We start from the raw sequence: 18,255 nt of genomic DNA, 5'->3' as shown, positions 1-18,255 counted from the left end.
GTGATGAGTATGAGCAATCGAAAAGTTCCGTTACGAAAATGTGTTGCAACGCAAGAAATGAAATCAAAACGAGAGCTCGTTCGCATTGTTCGTTCCAAAGAGGGAGAAGTGTCCATTGATTTAACTGGGAAAAAATCAGGACGAGGTGCTTACTTGTCGAAGGACAAGGAGAGCATTCTTCAAGCTCAAAAGAAAAATGTTTTGGAACATCATCTAAAAGCGAAAATCGACGGTTCTTTATATGAAGAGCTTCTTGAGCTTGTTGAGAAGGAGTCGAAATAAGTGTCCGATTGGAAATCGTTTTTAGGACTAGCAAACCGGGCTCGGAAAATTATTTCGGGTGAAGAACTCGTTTTAAAAGAAGTACGAAGTGGCAAAGCAAAACTTGTATTGCTATCTGAAGATGCGTCAGTAAATACTACAAAACGCATCACAGATAAAACTAAGTACTACAACGTACCAATGAGAAAGGTCGAAAATCGACAACAATTAGGGCATGCGATTGGGAGAGATGAGCGAGTCGTTGTAGCTGTGTTAGATGTAGGCTTTGCGAAAAAGCTGCGTAGCATGCTCGATACAAATTACCGGGGGTGAAGGTATGAGTAAAATTCGAGTGCATGAATATGCAAAAAAACATAATATCTCAAGTAAAGATCTTATGACAAAACTAAAAGAAATGAATATCGAGGTTTCGAATCATATGACAATGTTAGACGATGAAGTAGTAAATAAATTAGATAATGAATATCAAACTGAAAAACCTTCTGTTGCAGATGAGTTTGAAGTAGAAGAAAAAGTTGTTCGCAGTAAAAAGAACAGCAATAAGAAAAAGAAAAAAGGCAAAGGAAACGAAGACAAACGTCAAGAGAACTTTGCTGGTAGACAACAAACTCAAATTGTAGAAACACCAGATAAAATTACTTTCTCTGGAAGCCTTACAGTAGGAGATCTTGCTAAAAAATTAAGCAAAGAGCCATCTGAAATTATTAAGAAGCTCTTCATGCTTGGAATTATGGCAACAATTAACCAAGACTTGGATAAAGATACAATTGAGTTAATTGCTAACGACTACGGTATTGAAGTAGAAGAAGAAGTAATTGTAAGCGAGACTGAGTTTGAAACATTCATTGATGAGCAAGATGATGAAGAGAACTTAAAAGAACGTCCAGCTGTAGTTACAATCATGGGACACGTTGACCATGGTAAAACAACATTACTGGATTCTATTCGTAACTCAAAAGTAACTGCAGGCGAAGCGGGTGGAATTACTCAGCATATCGGTGCATATCAAGTTGAAGTAAACGATAAGAAGATTACATTCTTAGATACACCTGGTCACGCAGCATTTACAACGATGCGTGCTCGTGGGGCACAAGTAACGGATATTACAATCCTTGTTGTTGCAGCGGATGACGGTGTTATGCCACAAACGGTTGAAGCAATTAACCATGCGAAGGCAGCAGGAGTACCAATTATTGTTGCTGTGAATAAAATGGATAAACCAGCTGCAAACCCTGATCGCGTAATGCAAGAACTAACTGAATATGAATTAGTTCCAGAAGCTTGGGGCGGAGATACTATTTTCGTACCAATTTCTGCAATTCAAGGCGAAGGCATTGACAACTTACTAGAAATGATCCTTCTTGTAAGTGAAGTAGAAGAATATAAAGCAAATCCAAACCGCTATGCAACTGGTACAGTAATCGAAGCACAGCTTGATAAAGGTAAAGGAACTATCGCGACATTACTTGTTCAAAATGGTACGCTTCGAGTTGGAGATCCAATCGTTGTTGGAACTTCATTCGGACGTGTTCGTGCAATGGTAAGTGATATTGGTCGTCGTGTAAAAGTTGCTGGTCCATCAACCCCTGTTGAAATTACTGGTTTAAACGAAGTACCACAGGCTGGAGATCGTTTCATGGCATTTGCTGATGAGAAGAAAGCTCGTCAAATTGGTGAATCACGTGCACAAGAAGCGTTAGTTGCACAACGTGGTGAGAAATCTAAATTAAGCCTTGAAGATTTATTCCAACAAATCCAAGAGGGCGATGTAAAAGAAATTAACTTAATCGTAAAAGCAGACGTACAAGGTTCTGTTGAAGCGATGGCAGCATCACTTCGTAAAATTGATGTTGAAGGCGTAAAAGTTAAAATCATTCACACTGGTGTAGGTGCGATTACAGAATCTGATATCATTTTAGCTTCTGCATCTAATGCAATTGTAATTGGATTTAACGTACGTCCAGATGTGAACGCGAAGCGTACAGCTGAATTAGAGAACGTTGATATTCGTTTACACCGTATTATTTATAAAGTAATCGAAGAGATTGAAGCAGCTATGCAAGGTATGCTTGATCCAGAATTCGAAGAAAAAGTAATCGGTCAAGCAGAAGTTCGTCAAACGTTTAAAGTAACAAAAGTTGGAACAATCGCAGGTTGTTACGTAACAGACGGTAAAATTACGCGTGATAGTGGCGTACGTATTATCCGTGACGGCGTAGTAATTTTCGAAGGACAACTTGATACGTTAAAACGTTTCAAAGACGACGTAAAAGAAGTTGCACAAAACTATGAGTGTGGTATTACAATTGAGAGATATAATGATCTTAAAGAAGGGGACATCATTGAAGCGTACATTATGGAAGAAGTGAAGCGATGATTATCGCTTCACTCTCATTCGAGTGTATGATTTACGATGTGCATTCTTTAAAAGAGAAACGTGCAATTTTACAACGTGTGTTAACTCGTGTAAAACAGCGCTATAATGTAGCTGTTTCTGAAGTTGGGCACCAAGATGTATGGCAACGTACAGAAATTGCAGTTGTTTCCGTATCCTCAAATCGTGTTATCTGTGAGAAAGAAATGAATCGTGTACTTGAGTACATCGATTCATTTCCTGAAATTGAACGTACAATAACACATTTGGAATGGTATTGAATGAGGTGAAGAGTTATGAAATTACGTGCGAACCGTGTGGGCGAGCAAATGAAAAAAGAATTAGGCGACATTATCAGTCGTAAAATTAAAGACCCACGTATTGGATTTGTTACAGTAACTGATGTACAAGTGAGTGGTGATTTACAAATTGCTAAAGTATATATTTCTGTTTTAGGTGATGAAGAACAGAAAGAAAATACTTTAAAAGGTTTAGCGAAGGCAAAAGGCTTTATTCGTTCAGAAATTGGCCAACGTATTCGTCTTCGTAAAACACCAGAAATTACCTTTGAGTTTGATGAGTCTATCGGATATGGTCATCGAATTGATACACTTTTACATGAAATTAATAAAGACGGTAAACGTGAAGAATAATGGATAGACATTTGTCTATCCATTTTTTCAATGCAAAATAAGTTTTGGATATTTACTACGAGAGAATTATGATGAGGTGAACATATATGGAAGGTGTAGTATTATTACATAAGCCAAAAGGCATGACATCACATGATTGTGTATTTAAATTAAGAAAGATATTGCGAGAAAAGAGAATTGGTCATACGGGAACATTAGACCCTGATGTAACAGGAGTATTACCAATTTGCGTTGGAAGAGCAACGAAAATTGCACAATTTTTAACAAGTGAAACGAAAACATATGAAGGTGAAGTAACATTAGGGTTTTCAACGACAACTGAAGATGCTTCTGGTGAGGTTGTTGAAACGAAAAATGTAGATCGTACTATTACTCGTAAGGAAGTAGAGAAAGTCCTTGCGGAATTAACAGGCACGATTGAACAAATGCCACCAATGTTCTCGGCTGTAAAAGTAAACGGGAAAAAATTATACGAATATGCAAGAGCAGGGCAAGAGGTGGAACGTCCAGTTCGTACAATTACAATTCATGAATTCATATTACTTGATGATCGTGAAGTTTTTGAAGGAGAAAATATTTCATTCCGTTTCCGTGTAACGTGTAGTAAAGGAACATATGTAAGAACGTTAGCTGTAATGATCGGGGAAAAACTTGGTTTCCCATCACATATGTCGCACCTTATAAGAACGGCATCTGGTGAATTTTTATTAGAAGATTGCATATCATTTGAAGAAATTGAAGAAAACGTGCAAAATGGAACAGTAGAGTCTATCTTCATTTCAATTGATGAAGCATTAAGTAAGTTTCCAAAAATGGTTGTAGATGAAAAGCAAGCAGAGAAAATAAAGAATGGTATGTTCTTAAAAAATGAATTAGAAATAACAGCACCATTTATTACAGTGTTTGATAAAAATGATCGTTGCTTAGCAATTTATGAACATCATCCGAAACATCCTGGTATGTTAAAGCCGATGAAAGTACTTGTGAATAATCAAGAACTAAAGCTATAATGAATTATTGGAAGGATTATTACAGAAAAAGGTGAATTCAAGCGTGAAACTTATTCATTTAACTCATCCACATGAACAAAATAAATTAGAATTACCACCTACTGTAATGGCATTAGGATTTTTTGATGGCATTCATTTAGGACATCAATGTGTAATTCGAACTGCGAAAAAAATAGCGGACGACCGAGGATATAAAAGTGCAGTTATGACATTTCATCCTCATCCATCTGTTGTTTTAGGAAAAAAGGATGCGCATGTGGAGTATATTACACCGATGCGCGATAAAGAAAAAATAGTCGAAAGCTTAGGAATCGATATATTATATGTAATTAAATTTGATGAATCATTTGCAGGGTTATTACCGCAACAATTTGTAGATGATTATATTATTGGTTTAAATGTAAAGCATGTAGTAGCAGGGTTTGATTATTCATATGGACGTTTAGGAAAAGGAAAGATGGAGACTTTACCATTTCATGCAAGAGGGGAGTTTACACAGACTGTGATTGAAAAAGTTGAATTTCAAGAAGAGAAAGTAAGTTCTACAGCATTACGAAAGTTAATTCGAAATGGCGAAATGGAGCAAATTCCATCTATTTTAGGTAGAGCCTATACTGTAGCGGGAACAGTTATACACGGCGACAAACGTGGACGTCAAATTGGTTTTCCAACAGCTAATGTAGGTTTAAGTGATGAGTATTTATTGCCACCTGTAGGTGTTTATGCAGTGAGATTAAAAGTTCACGGTGAATGGTACGATGGTGTATGTAATATTGGATATAAACCGACTTTTAAAGAAGATGAGCGTCAATTATCAATTGAAGTGCATTTATTTGAATTTAACAAAGATATATACGATCAAAATGTTACAGTAGAGTGGCATATGCGTATAAGAGCAGAAAAGAAATTCAACGGTATTGATGAGTTAGTTGAACAAATCGCAAAAGATAAGAAAACAGCCCAAGAATATTTTGTGAGCGAAAAGAATATACTTGCTTTTTCAAATGAAAAGTAGTATTCTATGTTATGTACTTTATGACAACCATTGCTTGGCATTGCGACTCACCGACGCTTGCTAGGTAATTGGGGGTTTAATTAATAGGAGGTGAAATAGGATGGCTTTAACACAAGAGCGTAAAAATGAAATCATTGCACAATTTAGAACTCATGAGACTGATACTGGTTCTCCAGAGGTTCAAATTGCTGTCCTAACGGAGCAAATTAACACTCTAAACGAGCACTTACGTACTCACAAGAAAGATCATCATTCACGTCGTGGTCTATTAAAGATGGTTGGTAAACGTCGTAACTTACTAACTTACCTTCGTAATAGCGATATCACACGTTACCGTGAATTAATCACAAAGCTTGGCTTACGTCGATAGTCAAAGAAGCGGGAATATTCCCGCTTTTTTGTTAGGTAAAAATATATCTTCTACGCTTTATAGCTTACTTAATTTTAGGCAATACTAGAGGTAGAATATTGTGATATACTATCCATTTACATAGAAGAATTGAATACTTTAAATTGAGAGGGGTACTTAAATGAGTCAAGAAAAGCAAGTCTTCTCGATAGATTTAGCTGGTCGCCAGCTAACAGTTGAAACTGGTCAGCTTGCAAAACAAGCGAACGGAGCAGTATTAGTAAGATATGGCGATACAGCGGTTCTATCTACAGCAACTGCATCAAAAGAAGCAAAAAATGTAGATTTCTTCCCACTTACAGTAAACTATGAAGAGCGTTTATATGCAGTCGGAAAAATTCCTGGCGGTTTCATTAAACGTGAAGGTCGTCCAAGTGAAAAAGCAATTTTGGCAAGTCGTTTAATCGACCGTCCAATCCGTCCACTTTTCGCAGATGGTTTCCGTAACGAAGTACAAGTTGTCAGCATCGTAATGAGTGTTGATCAAGATTGTTCTTCTGAAATGGCAGCTATGCTTGGTTCTTCATTAGCGTTATCGATTTCAGATATTCCATTTGAAGGTCCAATCGCGGGTGCAACAGTTGGTCGTATTAACGGCGAATTCGTTATCAACCCAACAGTAGAACAGCAAGAACAAAGTGATATTCACCTTGTTGTAGCTGGTACGAAAGATGCAATTAACATGGTTGAAGCAGGAGCAGATCAAGTGCCTGAGGAAACAATGTTAGAAGCAATTATGTTTGGTCATGACGAAATTAAACGTCTAATTGCATTCCAAGAAGAGATTGTACAAGCTGTAGGTAAAGAGAAATCAGAAGTGAAACTTTATGAAGTTGACGCTGATCTTAACCAAGCTGTACGTGAAATGGCTGAAGAAGATATGCATTCAGCAATTCAAGTACATGAGAAACATGCACGTGAAGATGCAATTAACGAAGTGAAAAAGCGTGTTATTGAGCATTACGAAGCGCAGGAAGCTGACGCTGATACATTAGGACAAGTAAATGAGATTTTATATAAAATTGTAAAAGAAGAAGTACGTCGTCTTATTACAGTTGAAAAAATCCGCCCAGATGGCCGTAAAGGTGACGAAATCCGTCCATTAGCATCAGAGGTTGGCATTTTATCTCGTACACACGGTTCTGGTTTGTTCACTCGTGGACAAACACAAGCATTAAGTATTTGTACATTAGGTGCATTAGGCGATGTGCAAATTTTAGATGGTCTTGGTGTAGAAGAATCAAAACGCTTTATGCACCATTACAATTTCCCATCATTTAGTGTTGGTGAAACTAGACCAATGCGTGGACCAGGTCGTCGTGAAATCGGTCACGGTGCACTAGGAGAACGCGCACTTGAGCCTGTAATTCCATCTGAAAAAGATTTCCCATACACAGTACGTCTTGTATCTGAAGTTTTAGAATCAAATGGTTCTACTTCACAAGCAAGTATTTGTGGTAGTACTTTAGCAATGATGGATGCTGGTGTTCCACTTAAAGCTCCAGTTGCAGGTATTGCAATGGGTCTAGTTAAAACTGGTGAGCATTACACAATTTTATCTGATATTCAAGGTATGGAAGATCATTTAGGTGATATGGACTTTAAAGTAGCAGGTACAGCACAAGGTGTAACTGCACTACAAATGGACATTAAAATCGATGGTCTATCTCGTGAGATTTTAGAAGAGGCATTACAACAAGCGAAAGTTGGTCGTGTGCACATTCTAAATCATATGTTATCTGTTATTCCAGAGCCACGCACTGAATTATCAGCGTACGCTCCAAAGATTATTACAATGACAATTAATCCAGATAAAATCCGTGACGTTATCGGACCGAGCGGTAAACAAATCAATAAAATTATTGAAGAAACTGGCGTTAAAATTGACATCGAGCAAGATGGCACAGTATTCATTTCTTCAATAAACCAAGAAATGAACGACAAAGCTAAGAAAATTATCGAAGATATCGTTCGCGAAGTACAAGTAGGTGAAATCTACGAAGGAAAAGTGAAACGTGTTGAGAAATTCGGTGCTTTCGTTGAATTATTCAGCGGTAAAGATGGATTAGTTCACATTTCTGAACTTGCACTTGAGCGTGTAGGTAAAGTAGAAGACGTTGTAAAAATCGGTGACGTAATTACGGTTAAAGTTATCGAGATTGACAAGCAAGGTCGTGTTAATCTATCTAGAAAAGTATTGCTAAAAGAAGAGCAAGAAAAAGAAGCTGCTAAAGAAGAAAACAAACAAGAGCAGCAATAAGCGAAAGCCAGTTTAACTGGCTTTTTTTGTTATGTAAAAATATGATTTATATATATTTTTATGTCAGTATAGGTATAGTTTTCATTATAACGCTCAAATTAACAAAGATAAGAAGAAAAATGTTTTTTTATATAGTTAATTTGGGAGGGTTTATATGAAAGTTCGTATATTGGCATACATATGTATATTTTCTTTATATGTCAGTTTAGGCTCTTATTCTGTTTTTGCACAGGATAACTTATATGAAGAAATTCAAAAGCATGCAAAACAATATGAGATTGCACCTCAAAATGCGATGATTGATAAGATATGGAAAGCAACACCAGGATATAATGGAAGACAAGTTGATATGGAAGCATCCTATAACAATATGAAGAAGCTAAAGGAATTTGATCAAAAACACCTTGAATTTAAGGAAGTATCACCGAGTGTCCACTTAGAAGATTTATCACCTGCTCCAATTTATAGGGGGCATCCGAATAAAAAGATGGTGGGATTAACAATAAATGTGGCATGGGGAAACGAGTATTTGCCTCGTATATTAGAAATATTGAAAAAGCATGATGTGAAGGCGACTTTCTTTTTAGAAGGACGTTGGGTGAAAGAAAATTTACGATTTGCAAAAATGATTGTCGATGCAAATCAAGAAGTCGGAAATCATTCTTATACGCACCCTAATATGAAAACGCTATCGTCTGATGAAATACGAGAGCAGTTACAAAAAACAAATCGAATGATTGAAGCTGCTACGAATCAAAAGGTGAGATGGTTTGCCCCGCCGAGTGGAAGTTTTCGGGATGAAGTCGTGAAAATCGCTGATGATTTCCAAATGGGAACGATTATGTGGACTGTCGATACAATCGATTGGAAGCGACCTGAGCCAGATGTACTATTGCAGAGAGTAATGAGAAAAATACACCCAGGTGCTATCGTATTAATGCATCCTACTTCGTCAACGGCAGAAGCATTAGATACAATGATTAAAAAATTGAAGGAACAAGGATATAAAGTAGGGAATATAACAGAATTACTGGATGAAAAACGTGTGGATTAAATACATTTGCATGACATTCATCCTTAAACTTGTTATCATTAAATAATAGCACTTATTTAGAGAAACTGGCAGTAGGAGGAAAGTTTTTGATTAAAAAATATACTTGTAAAAATGGTGTAAGAATAGTTATGGAGAATATACCAACTGTAAGATCGGTTGCGATTGGTATTTGGATCCATGCGGGATCAAGAAATGAAAATGAAAAAAATAACGGGATTTCTCACTTTTTAGAGCATATGTTCTTTAAAGGGACAGAAACACGTAGTGCACGCGAAATTGCAGAATCATTTGATAGTATTGGTGGGCAAGTGAATGCTTTTACTTCAAAAGAGTACACTTGTTACTATGCAAAAGTGCTAGATGAACATGCTAAATATGCTTTAGATGTATTAGCTGACATGTTCTTTAATTCAACATTTGATGAAGAAGAATTGAAAAAAGAGAAGAATGTCGTATGTGAAGAAATTAAAATGTACGAAGATGCTCCAGACGATATTGTGCATGATATGTTAACGAAAGCAACATATGAAACGCATCCGCTTGGATATCCTATTTTAGGAACAGAAGAAACACTTGATACGTTTACAGGTGATACGCTACGCCAATATATTAAGGATCATTATACACCTGAAAATGTAGTTGTTTCAGTTGCAGGAAATATTGATGAAGCCTTCTTACAAACGGTAGAGCAATATTTCGGTAGTTATGAAGGAACAACAAACCGTGAACAAGTACATAGTCCAATTTTCCATTTTAACAAAGTAGCACGTAAAAAGGAAACAGAACAAGCTCATTTATGTTTAGGATATAAAGGCTTACAAATGGGACACGAAGATATTTATAACTTAATTGTATTAAATAACGTTTTAGGCGGTAGTATGAGTAGCCGTTTATTCCAAGAAGTACGTGAGCAACGTGGGTTAGCTTACTCAGTATTTTCTTACCATTCTTCTTATGAAGATACAGGTATGTTAACACTGTATGGTGGAACAGGTAGTCAACAATTAGATACACTGTATGAAACAATGCAAGAAACATTAGAAACATTGAAAAATACAGGTATTACAGAAAAAGAGCTTATTAATAGTAAAGAGCAATTAAAAGGAAACTTAATGTTAAGTTTAGAAAGTACGAATAGTCGTATGAGCCGTAATGGTAAAAATGAATTGCTACTTCGTAAGCATCGTTCACTTGATGAGATTATCGAAAGTGTAAACACTGTAACAAAAGAAAATGTAGATGGGTTAATTCGTAACATGTTTACAGATGAATTCTCTGCAGCATTAATTAGTCCAGATGGAAAACTTCCAAAAGGAATAAAACTATAATCAACTTTTACGATGTATCTGAAAATAACCTTCTCTCTTTTTAAATGAGAGAAGGTTATTTTTTTTATACATATAGAATAGGTACTAATTATAGACAATGCAAATGAAAAATTTAGTAGGGGAGTGGAGTGAGTATGCGATTAAGTGAATTAAGCGGTAAAGAGGTTGTAGATATAGAAAAAGCGGAAAAAATGGGAGCCTTAGGTTATATGGATTTAGAGATTAATGAGAAAGACGGACAAATACAAACACTTATAATACCTGTAGGGAAGTGGGGAGGTTTTAAAAAGGAACCACAAGAAGTAAGAGTGGCATGGAGTCAAATAAAGAAAGTCGGACACGATATGCTTCTTTGTGATAGTATAGATCGTTCAAATTCGGAGTGAAGGATGGCCATTTTGGTCATCTTTTTTTGTATCTACATAGAAACCTGATAAATCATATGTGCATTTGGATTTTCAATCACCATAAACTCGTACATTACATATGATGTGGAGGAAAAAGAAAAAGTAGGCACTTTTCTTATAAATGACAGAAAAAGAAGGTGAATTAGGGAATGTTGACTGAGATGCATATTGCTGTCATAGGAGGAGATGCAAGGCAGCTAGAAGTAATTCGTAAGCTAGTTGAATTGGATGCGAAACTTTCTTTGATAGGTTTTGATCAGTTAGATCATGGTTTCACAGGGGCAGCAAAAGAAAGTATACAAAATTTAGATTTCACTTCTGTAGACGCAATTATTTTGCCGGTTGCCGGTACAAATGCCAAAGGAGAAGTAGATACTATTTTTTCAAATGAAAAAGTTTCAATAACGAAAGAACAAATTGAAAATACACCAGAACACTTTACTATATATTCAGGTATTGGTACACCTTACTTGGAAAATCTCGTATCTACTACGAATCGAAAACTTGTTAAATTATTTGATCGTGATGATGTAGCAATATACAATTCTATTCCAACGGTAGAAGGTACATTAATGATGGTAATTCAACATACCGACTATACAATTCATGGGTCCAATGTAATGGTTCTAGGATTTGGGAGAACAGGAATGAGTGTTGCGAGAGCATTTCAATCATTAGGAGCCCATGTCAAAGTTGGAGCAAGACGATCTGAACATATTGCACGTATTACAGAAATGATGTTTTCTCCTTTTCATATGCAAGACATAGAGAAAGAAGTAGGAAATATCGATATTGTAATTAATACGATTCCGCATCTCGTTGTAACAGCGAATGTTATTGCAAAAATGCCAGCTCATACGTTAGTGATTGATTTAGCTTCTAAACCAGGCGGTACCGACTTTAGATATGCGGAAAAAAGAGGAGTCAAAGCATTGCTAGCACCTGGATTACCAGGTATTGTTGCCCCAAAAACGGCTGGGCAAATTTTAGCAAATGTTCTTTCTCAGTTATTAGCAGCAGATGCAATTGCAAAGGAGGAGGAAAAGAAATGAGTTTGAAGGGGAAACGAATTGGTTTCGGATTTACAGGTTCACATTGTACGTACGAAGAAGTAATGCCTCATTTAGAAAAATTAATTGCTGAGGGAGCAGAAGTACGTCCTGTTGTTTCTTACACTGTTCAATCAACAAATACTAGATTTGGAGAAGGAGCAGAGTGGATTAAGAAGATTGAAGAAATAACAGGTTTTAAAGCAATTAATTCAATCGTTGGTGCAGAACCACTAGGACCTAAAATTCCACTAGATTGTATGGTAATTGCACCACTAACAGGGAATTCTATGAGTAAATTTGCAAATGCAATGACAGACTCTCCAGTATTAATGGCAGCGAAAGCGACGTTAAGAAATGGCAAGCCTGTCGTATTGGCTGTTTCGACGAATGATGCTCTAGGGCTTAATGGAGTAAATCTCATGCGCCTAATGGCAACAAAAAACATCTACTTCGTCCCATTCGGCCAAGATGCACCAGAGAAAAAACCGAACTCAATGGTAGCTCGTATGGAGCTGCTGGAAGATACAGTGTTAGAAGCGCTGCAAGGGAAGCAATTGCAACCGGTGGTCGTAGAAAAATTCAGATATATGAATTAAAAAACGAAAAAAAACGGACAATTTTTGATGAAACCATCATTCTTACTGTAGAATATGATAAAATTAACGTTATTAAGATTAGAAGGGGTATTGTATACTCCTTCTGATTCTAAGTTATAGAAGGATTGGTATCTAGAAAGGGGCATAGTGATGGAAAAGCAAAAAACTTTTCATGTCGCTGTAGTTGGAGCAACCGGCGCAGTTGGTGAACAAATGTTAAATACTTTAGAGAAACGAGAATTTCCAATCGGGAAATTAACGTTACTTTCATCTAAACGATCTGCAGGTAAGAAACTTGTATTTAAAGGCGAAGAATTTACAGTTCAAGAGGCAACTCCTGAAAGCTTTGAAGGAGTAGATATCGCACTATTTAGTGCTGGTGGATCTGTATCGAAACAATTAGCGCCAGAAGCAGCAAAACGCGGTGCGATTGTTGTTGATAATACAAGTGCATTCCGTATGACAGAAAACGTGCCACTTGTTGTACCTGAAGTAAATGAAAACGACTTAAAAGAACATAATGGTATTATTGCAAATCCAAACTGTTCTACAATTCAAATGGTAGTAGCTCTTGAGCCAGTTCGTCAGCAATATGGTTTAAAACGAGTAATCGTTTCCACATATCAAGCTGTATCAGGTGCTGGTGCGGCAGCTATTGAAGAACTGCATGAACAATCACAAGCAATCTTAAATGGCGAAGAAGTTAAGGCAAATGTTCTTCCTGTATCAGGTGATAAGAAGCATTTCCCAATTGCTTTTAATGCGATTCCACAGATTGATAAATTCCAAGATAATGGATTTACGTTTGAAGAAATGAAAATGATTAACGAAACGAAAAAAATTATGCATATGCCTGAATTAGAAGTAGCGGCAACATGTGTACGTTTACCAGTTGTATCAGGACACTCTGAGTCTGTTTACATCGAAGTAGAAAAAGAAGGCGTAACAGTAGCAGAATTAAAGAGCTTACTTGCAAATGCGGAAGGTATTGTTCTGCAAGATAATCCAGAAGAGCAGTTATATCCAATGCCAGCTACTGCAGTAGGTAAAAACGAAGTATTCGTTGGAAGAATCCGTAAAGATTTAAATAACGATAAAGGATTCCATCTTTGGGTCGTATCTGATAACTTATTAAAAGGCGCTGCATGGAATTCTGTTCAAATTGCAGAGCGCTTAGTAAAATTACAATTAGTGTAAACGGCTAAGAGAAGGTGCAAAATATGAAAATAATTGTTCAAAAATTTGGTGGCACATCAGTACGTGATGATAATGGACGTAAGCATGCGCTTCATCATATAAAAAAATCATTAGCTGCTGGTTATAAAGTAGTTACTGTCGTATCTGCTATGGGCCGTAAAGGTGAACCATATGCAACGGATACGTTATTAAGTCTTGTAAATCAAGAGGAATCTACTATTTCTAAACGTGAGCAAGATTTATTATTATCGTGTGGAGAGTTAATCTCTGCAATTGTTTTCTCTAATATGTTGAATGAGAACGGTATAAAAGCAGCAGCATTAAATGGTGCACAAGCTGGTTTTGTAACGAATGATGACTTTACGAATGCAAAGATTATTGAAATGAATTGCGATCGTATACATGAAGAGTTAGAAAATGTAGATGTAATCGTTGTTACAGGATTCCAAGGGCAAACGAAAAAAGGTGATACGACAACACTTGGACGCGGAGGTAGTGATACTTCAGCTTCAGCATTAGGTGTTGCACTTCATGCTGAATACATCGATATATTCACTGATGTAGAAGGTGTTATGACTGCAGATCCTCGTATTGTAAAAGATGCACGTCATCTTCAAACTGTAACGTATAACGAAATTTGTAACATGGCTTATCAAGGTGCGAAAGTCGTTCATCCACGTGCAGTTGAAATTGCGATGCATGCAAAAGTGCCACTTCGTGTACGTTCTACGTATTCTGATAGTGAAGGTACGCTTATTTCAGCATATGACGGTGCTACAAGAGGTCGTGATGTAGAAGAACGTCCTGTTACGGGCATTGCTCACGTATCAAACGTAACGCAAATTAAAGTGCTTGCAAAAGAAACGGCATATGATTTGCAACAACATGTGTTTAAAGAGATGGCGAACGAAGGAATAAGTGTTGATTTAATTAATATTTCACCTACTGGCGTAGCATATACGGTGAGTGATAATGTATCAAGTCATGCAGTTAAATTATTACAGAACCTTGGATATGAGCCAATTGTGACAGAACACTGTGCAAAAGTATCTATCGTTGGGGCTGGAATGGCAGGATACCCAGGGGTTACTGCGAAAATCGTTACAGCTTTAGCGGAAAAAGGTATTCAAATCCTGCAATCGGCAGATAGTCATACAACAATTTGGGTTCTTGTAAAAGAGACTGATTTAGTGGAGGCTGTAAATGCATTACATAGTGCGTTTGAGCTTTCAAAAGAAAAGCAACTGGAACAATAAGGAGTGAGACCATGATAGATTTTGGGACAATTGCAACCGCGATGGTAACACCGTTTGATATAAACGGGAATATCGATTTTGCAAAGACAACGAAATTGGTAAATTATTTAATTGATAACGGTACAACAGCAATCGTGGTAGGAGGAACGACAGGAGAATCTCCTACATTAACTTCAGAAGAGAAAGTAGCGTTATATCGCCATGTCGTATCTGTTGTCGATAAAAGAGTGCCCGTAATCGCTGGAACAGGTAGCAATAATACGCATGCTTCTATTGACTTAACTAAAAAGGCAACAGAAGTTGGTGTGGATGCAGTAATGCTAGTAGCACCGTATTATAACAAACCGAGTCAAGAAGGAATGTATCAGCATTTTAAAGCAATTGCTGAAAGTACGCCGCTTCCGGTTATGCTATATAACGTTCCAGGACGATCTATTGTACAAATCTCCGTTGATACAGTTGTTCGTTTATCAGAAATAGAAAACATTGTTGCTATTAAAGATGCCGGCGGCGATGTGTTAACAATGACAGAAATCATTGAAAAAACAGCGGACGACTTTGCGGTATACAGCGGTGATGACGGTTTAACGTTACCAGCTATGGCAGTTGGAGCGAAAGGTATCGTTTCGGTAGCCTCTCATGTTATCGGAAACGAAATGCAAGAAATGATTACAGCATTTCAAGCAGGAGAATTTAAGAAGGCACAAAAATTACATCAATTACTTGTAAGAGTAACTGATTCATTATTTATGGCGCCAAGTCCAACTCCAGTAAAAACAGCGTTACAAATGGTTGGATTAGATGTAGGTTCTGTACGTTTACCACTTCTTCCATTAACAGAAGAAGAAAGAGTAACGTTACAATCTGTAATGCAATCTATCCCTCGTTAATAAAAAATGACCTAGTGTAGAACTAGGTCATTTTTTATTATATGCAAATCTTTTCCTCTTTTTCTCACTTATATGTGTTCTTATAAGAATATTAATCGCTTCTTCATTATGTGTATAAGAAAATAATTGTACCCCTTTAACTGAGTCAAAAAATGATAGATATTATGGCATAAACGTAATAAACTACGGTGTCTATTTTTAGAGAAATCCCCTCAAATGTGACGTAATTCATAAAAAAACTCCATTTTGTAAGTGTTTTTGTTGGATTCTAGAAAAATAAATCTTGAAACTCCCTATTATGAAATGAATTTAGCGTATGTATGGCTAGTTTTTCAAAATAATATGGAGTATAAAATCGGAGTAAATATAAAGGAAATACGTTCGATACTTTTGTTGTCATTCCGTTCTTTTACTCTTTCTTTCGCACGATTTAACTTGTGTTCTATTTCTTGTATCAGGTATAATATGGCTAAGTAGCTTAGTACGGGTATGCTTAGCAAAATTGGGAAAAATTATAATTTAATTAAATTTTCATATCATATCGAATAAGATATTTGATTTATATAATGAAAGAGAGGTGAAACCTGGTTTAAAAAATAAACAAGGACATGATATCGCATAACGGTAAGGACATTCGTCTTGGACGGTGAAAATATGGTGGTTGTAGAGTTTCCCCTGGTGTCTCTGCAATTTTAGTGAAATCAGTGTTTGCAAGATTTTTAAACCAGGCAACAACATGAAGAGAAAAGAGAATGAGTCTGTTAAAGTATTTGCTCTTGGTGGAGTAGGTGAAATCGGGAAAAACATGTACTGTGTTGAAATTGATTCTGAAATCTTTATCGTAGATGCAGGGTTAATGTTCCCGGGAGATGAAATGTTTGGAATTGATATCGTTATTCCTGATATTACATATTTAGTGGAAAATCAAGAGCGAGTAAAAGGTTTATTTATTACTCACGGTCATGAAGATCATATTGGTGGAATTGTGTATGTACTTCGTAAATTATCTATTCCAGTCTATGCAACGAAATTAACAGTAGGACTTATACAAGAAAAACTTGGTGAAGCGGGCATGTTAGGCCGTGTAGACCTAAAAACAATCGATTCAAATTCAACAGTAGAATTTAACACTACAACGGTGTCATTCTTCGGAACGACACATAGTATTCCGGATTCTGTTGGCGTTTGTTTCCATACATCAAAAGGTGCAGTCGTATATACGGGAGACTTTAAATTCGATCAAACTCCAATTGGAAATAGTGGAGCAGACCTTGGGAAAATGGCGCAAATCGGAAATGAAGGCGTACTTTGCTTATTATCTGATAGTACAAACGCAGAGCGCCCAGGCTATACAGGTTCAGAAAAAGAAGTTGGTGTAGAAATCTCTAAAGTGTTCTACAGCGCAGAAGGTCGTATTATCGTTGCTTCATTTGCATCGAATGTACATCGTATTCAACAAGTATTTGATGCAGCTGCTGAAACAGGGCGAAAAGTAGCGGTAGTAGGACGTAGTATGGTGAAAGTAGTAGACATTGCAAGACGTCTTGGTTATTTAGATGTTCCAGAAGGTATGGTTATTTCATTACAAGAAGTAGACAACTTTCCAGAGAAGAAGGTAGCTATTTTAACGACAGGTAGTCAAGGTGAACCGATGGCTGCTCTATCTAGAATGGCAAAACAAGCACATAAACAAATTTCAATTCGTAAAGGTGATACTGTTATCATTGCTGCTTCGCCAATTCCGGGTAATGAAATATCTGTATCAAAAATTATTGATTTGTTATTTAGAGCTGGAGCTGAAGTTGTTTATTACGGCGAACGAAAAGTTCACGTGTCAGGTCACGGTAGCCAAGAAGAGTTAAAATTAATGTTAAATTTAATGAAACCAAAGTACTTTGTACCCGTACATGGTGAGTTCCGTATGCAAAAAGCACATGCATATTTAGCTGAAGATGTAGGTATTACAAGAGAAAATATCTTTATCGTAGAAAAAGGCGATGTAATTGCTTTTGGTGACGATGAAGCGAACTTAGTCGGTAAAGTACAAGCTGGTAATGTTTTAATTGATGGATTAGGTGTAGGTGACGTTGGTAATATCGTTCTTCGAGATAGAAAGATGTTATCTCAAGATGGAATACTAGTAGTTGTTGTAACGCTTGGTAAAGATGAAAAGAAAATTATCTCTGGTCCAGAAATCATTTCACGTGGTTTCGTATATGTTCGTGAATCAGAAGCGTTAATTGAACGATCTACAGAGATTGTACGTATGATTGTTGAGCAGTCAATTAAAGAATATTCAATTGAATGGTCAATGTTAAAACAAAATATTCGTGAATTATTAGGACAGTTCTTGTACGAAGAGACAAAGAGAAAACCTATGATTTTACCGATTATTATGGAAGTATAAAAAGATCACCCTTATGGGTGATCTTTTTTCTTTTTAACCCTATCGAATGAAATTTATAACTTAAG

Annotated in this window: 18 protein-coding genes; all 18 read left to right on the top strand. The window is 36.6% G+C overall.

Annotated elements, in window-relative coordinates; genetic code table 11:
• Positions 1-9 precede the first annotated feature (9 nt).
• The 18 genes from rnpM to ACQGSG_RS00155 all read left to right on the top strand — a co-directional run bounded on the left by rnpM (position 10) and on the right by ACQGSG_RS00155 (position 18,190).
• Entirely contained in the window at positions 10-282 is a 273-nt protein-coding gene (rnpM, locus tag ACQGSG_RS00240) for an RNase P modulator RnpM (protein WP_000071127.1), read from the top strand.
• Positions 283-594, top strand: coding sequence for a YlxQ family RNA-binding protein (locus ACQGSG_RS00235; protein WP_098605490.1), 312 nt, complete (start codon positions 283-285; stop codon positions 592-594). It abuts the gene before it with no gap.
• 4 nt (positions 595-598) lie between these two features.
• The gene (infB, locus tag ACQGSG_RS00230) at positions 599-2,659 is read left to right on the top strand and encodes a translation initiation factor IF-2 (protein ID WP_000036343.1); all 2,061 of its coding nucleotides are present in this window, start codon (positions 599-601) and stop codon (positions 2,657-2,659) included.
• Complete coding sequence (locus ACQGSG_RS00225; protein WP_000582367.1) at positions 2,656-2,937, top strand: DUF503 domain-containing protein; 282 nt, start codon at positions 2,656-2,658, stop codon at positions 2,935-2,937. Before infB ends, ACQGSG_RS00225 begins: the two co-directional genes overlap by 4 nt.
• A 15-nt stretch (positions 2,938-2,952) precedes the next feature.
• A complete protein-coding gene (gene rbfA / locus ACQGSG_RS00220; protein ID WP_000776437.1) occupies positions 2,953-3,309 on the top strand; it encodes a 30S ribosome-binding factor RbfA in 357 nt (118 codons plus the stop codon).
• 86 nt (positions 3,310-3,395) lie between these two features.
• On the top strand, positions 3,396-4,319 hold the full coding sequence (truB, locus tag ACQGSG_RS00215; protein ID WP_000399348.1) for a tRNA pseudouridine(55) synthase TruB: 924 nt from the start codon (positions 3,396-3,398) through the stop codon (positions 4,317-4,319).
• A gap of 43 nt (positions 4,320-4,362) precedes the next feature.
• Complete coding sequence (gene ribF / locus ACQGSG_RS00210) at positions 4,363-5,334, top strand: bifunctional riboflavin kinase/FAD synthetase (RefSeq protein WP_000766704.1); 972 nt, start codon at positions 4,363-4,365, stop codon at positions 5,332-5,334.
• 100 nt (positions 5,335-5,434) lie between these two features.
• The gene (rpsO, locus tag ACQGSG_RS00205) at positions 5,435-5,704 is read left to right on the top strand and encodes a 30S ribosomal protein S15 (RefSeq protein ID WP_001229392.1); all 270 of its coding nucleotides are present in this window, start codon (positions 5,435-5,437) and stop codon (positions 5,702-5,704) included.
• Between the two features lie 160 nt (positions 5,705-5,864).
• A complete protein-coding gene (gene pnp / locus ACQGSG_RS00200; protein WP_000076737.1) occupies positions 5,865-8,003 on the top strand; it encodes a polyribonucleotide nucleotidyltransferase in 2,139 nt (712 codons plus the stop codon).
• A 154-nt stretch (positions 8,004-8,157) separates the two neighbouring features.
• Positions 8,158-9,057: a polysaccharide deacetylase family protein gene (locus tag ACQGSG_RS00195; protein ID WP_000868232.1), complete on the top strand. Its 900-nt coding sequence runs from the start codon at positions 8,158-8,160 to the stop codon at positions 9,055-9,057.
• Positions 9,058-9,143: 86 nt separating this feature from the next.
• Positions 9,144-10,385, top strand: a complete 1,242-nt coding sequence (locus ACQGSG_RS00190; RefSeq protein WP_000592989.1) for a M16 family metallopeptidase — start codon at positions 9,144-9,146, stop codon at positions 10,383-10,385.
• A gap of 134 nt (positions 10,386-10,519) precedes the next feature.
• Positions 10,520-10,771 carry a YlmC/YmxH family sporulation protein gene (locus ACQGSG_RS00185; protein WP_001239756.1) on the top strand — a complete coding sequence of 84 codons (252 nt, stop codon included), beginning with the start codon at positions 10,520-10,522 and terminating at the stop codon, positions 10,769-10,771.
• A gap of 170 nt (positions 10,772-10,941) precedes the next feature.
• Positions 10,942-11,844 (top strand): dipicolinic acid synthetase subunit A, encoded by a 903-nt coding sequence (gene dpaA / locus ACQGSG_RS00180; protein WP_000954735.1) that lies wholly within the window; start codon positions 10,942-10,944, stop codon positions 11,842-11,844.
• Positions 11,841-12,440: a dipicolinate synthase subunit B gene (gene dpaB / locus ACQGSG_RS00175; protein ID WP_000053596.1), complete on the top strand. Its 600-nt coding sequence runs from the start codon at positions 11,841-11,843 to the stop codon at positions 12,438-12,440. Before dpaA ends, dpaB begins: the two co-directional genes overlap by 4 nt.
• Positions 12,441-12,590: 150 nt before the next feature.
• Positions 12,591-13,637, top strand: a complete 1,047-nt coding sequence (gene asd / locus ACQGSG_RS00170; protein ID WP_000414846.1) for an aspartate-semialdehyde dehydrogenase — start codon at positions 12,591-12,593, stop codon at positions 13,635-13,637.
• A gap of 23 nt (positions 13,638-13,660) precedes the next feature.
• On the top strand, positions 13,661-14,893 hold the full coding sequence (dapG, locus tag ACQGSG_RS00165; RefSeq protein ID WP_000692451.1) for an aspartate kinase: 1,233 nt from the start codon (positions 13,661-13,663) through the stop codon (positions 14,891-14,893).
• An 11-nt stretch (positions 14,894-14,904) separates the two neighbouring features.
• Complete coding sequence (gene dapA, locus ACQGSG_RS00160; protein ID WP_000564763.1) at positions 14,905-15,783, top strand: 4-hydroxy-tetrahydrodipicolinate synthase; 879 nt, start codon at positions 14,905-14,907, stop codon at positions 15,781-15,783.
• A gap of 736 nt (positions 15,784-16,519) precedes the next feature.
• Positions 16,520-18,190, top strand: coding sequence for a ribonuclease J (locus tag ACQGSG_RS00155; protein ID WP_000823098.1), 1,671 nt, complete (start codon positions 16,520-16,522; stop codon positions 18,188-18,190).
• Positions 18,191-18,255 lie beyond the last annotated feature (65 nt).

The sequence above is a fragment of the Bacillus sp. GMa5/1 genome (assembly GCF_050172015.1).
Taxonomy (GTDB): Bacteria; Bacillota; Bacilli; order Bacillales; family Bacillaceae_G; genus Bacillus_A; species Bacillus_A cereus.
This window is presented reverse-complemented; position numbering and strand designations above follow the sequence as displayed.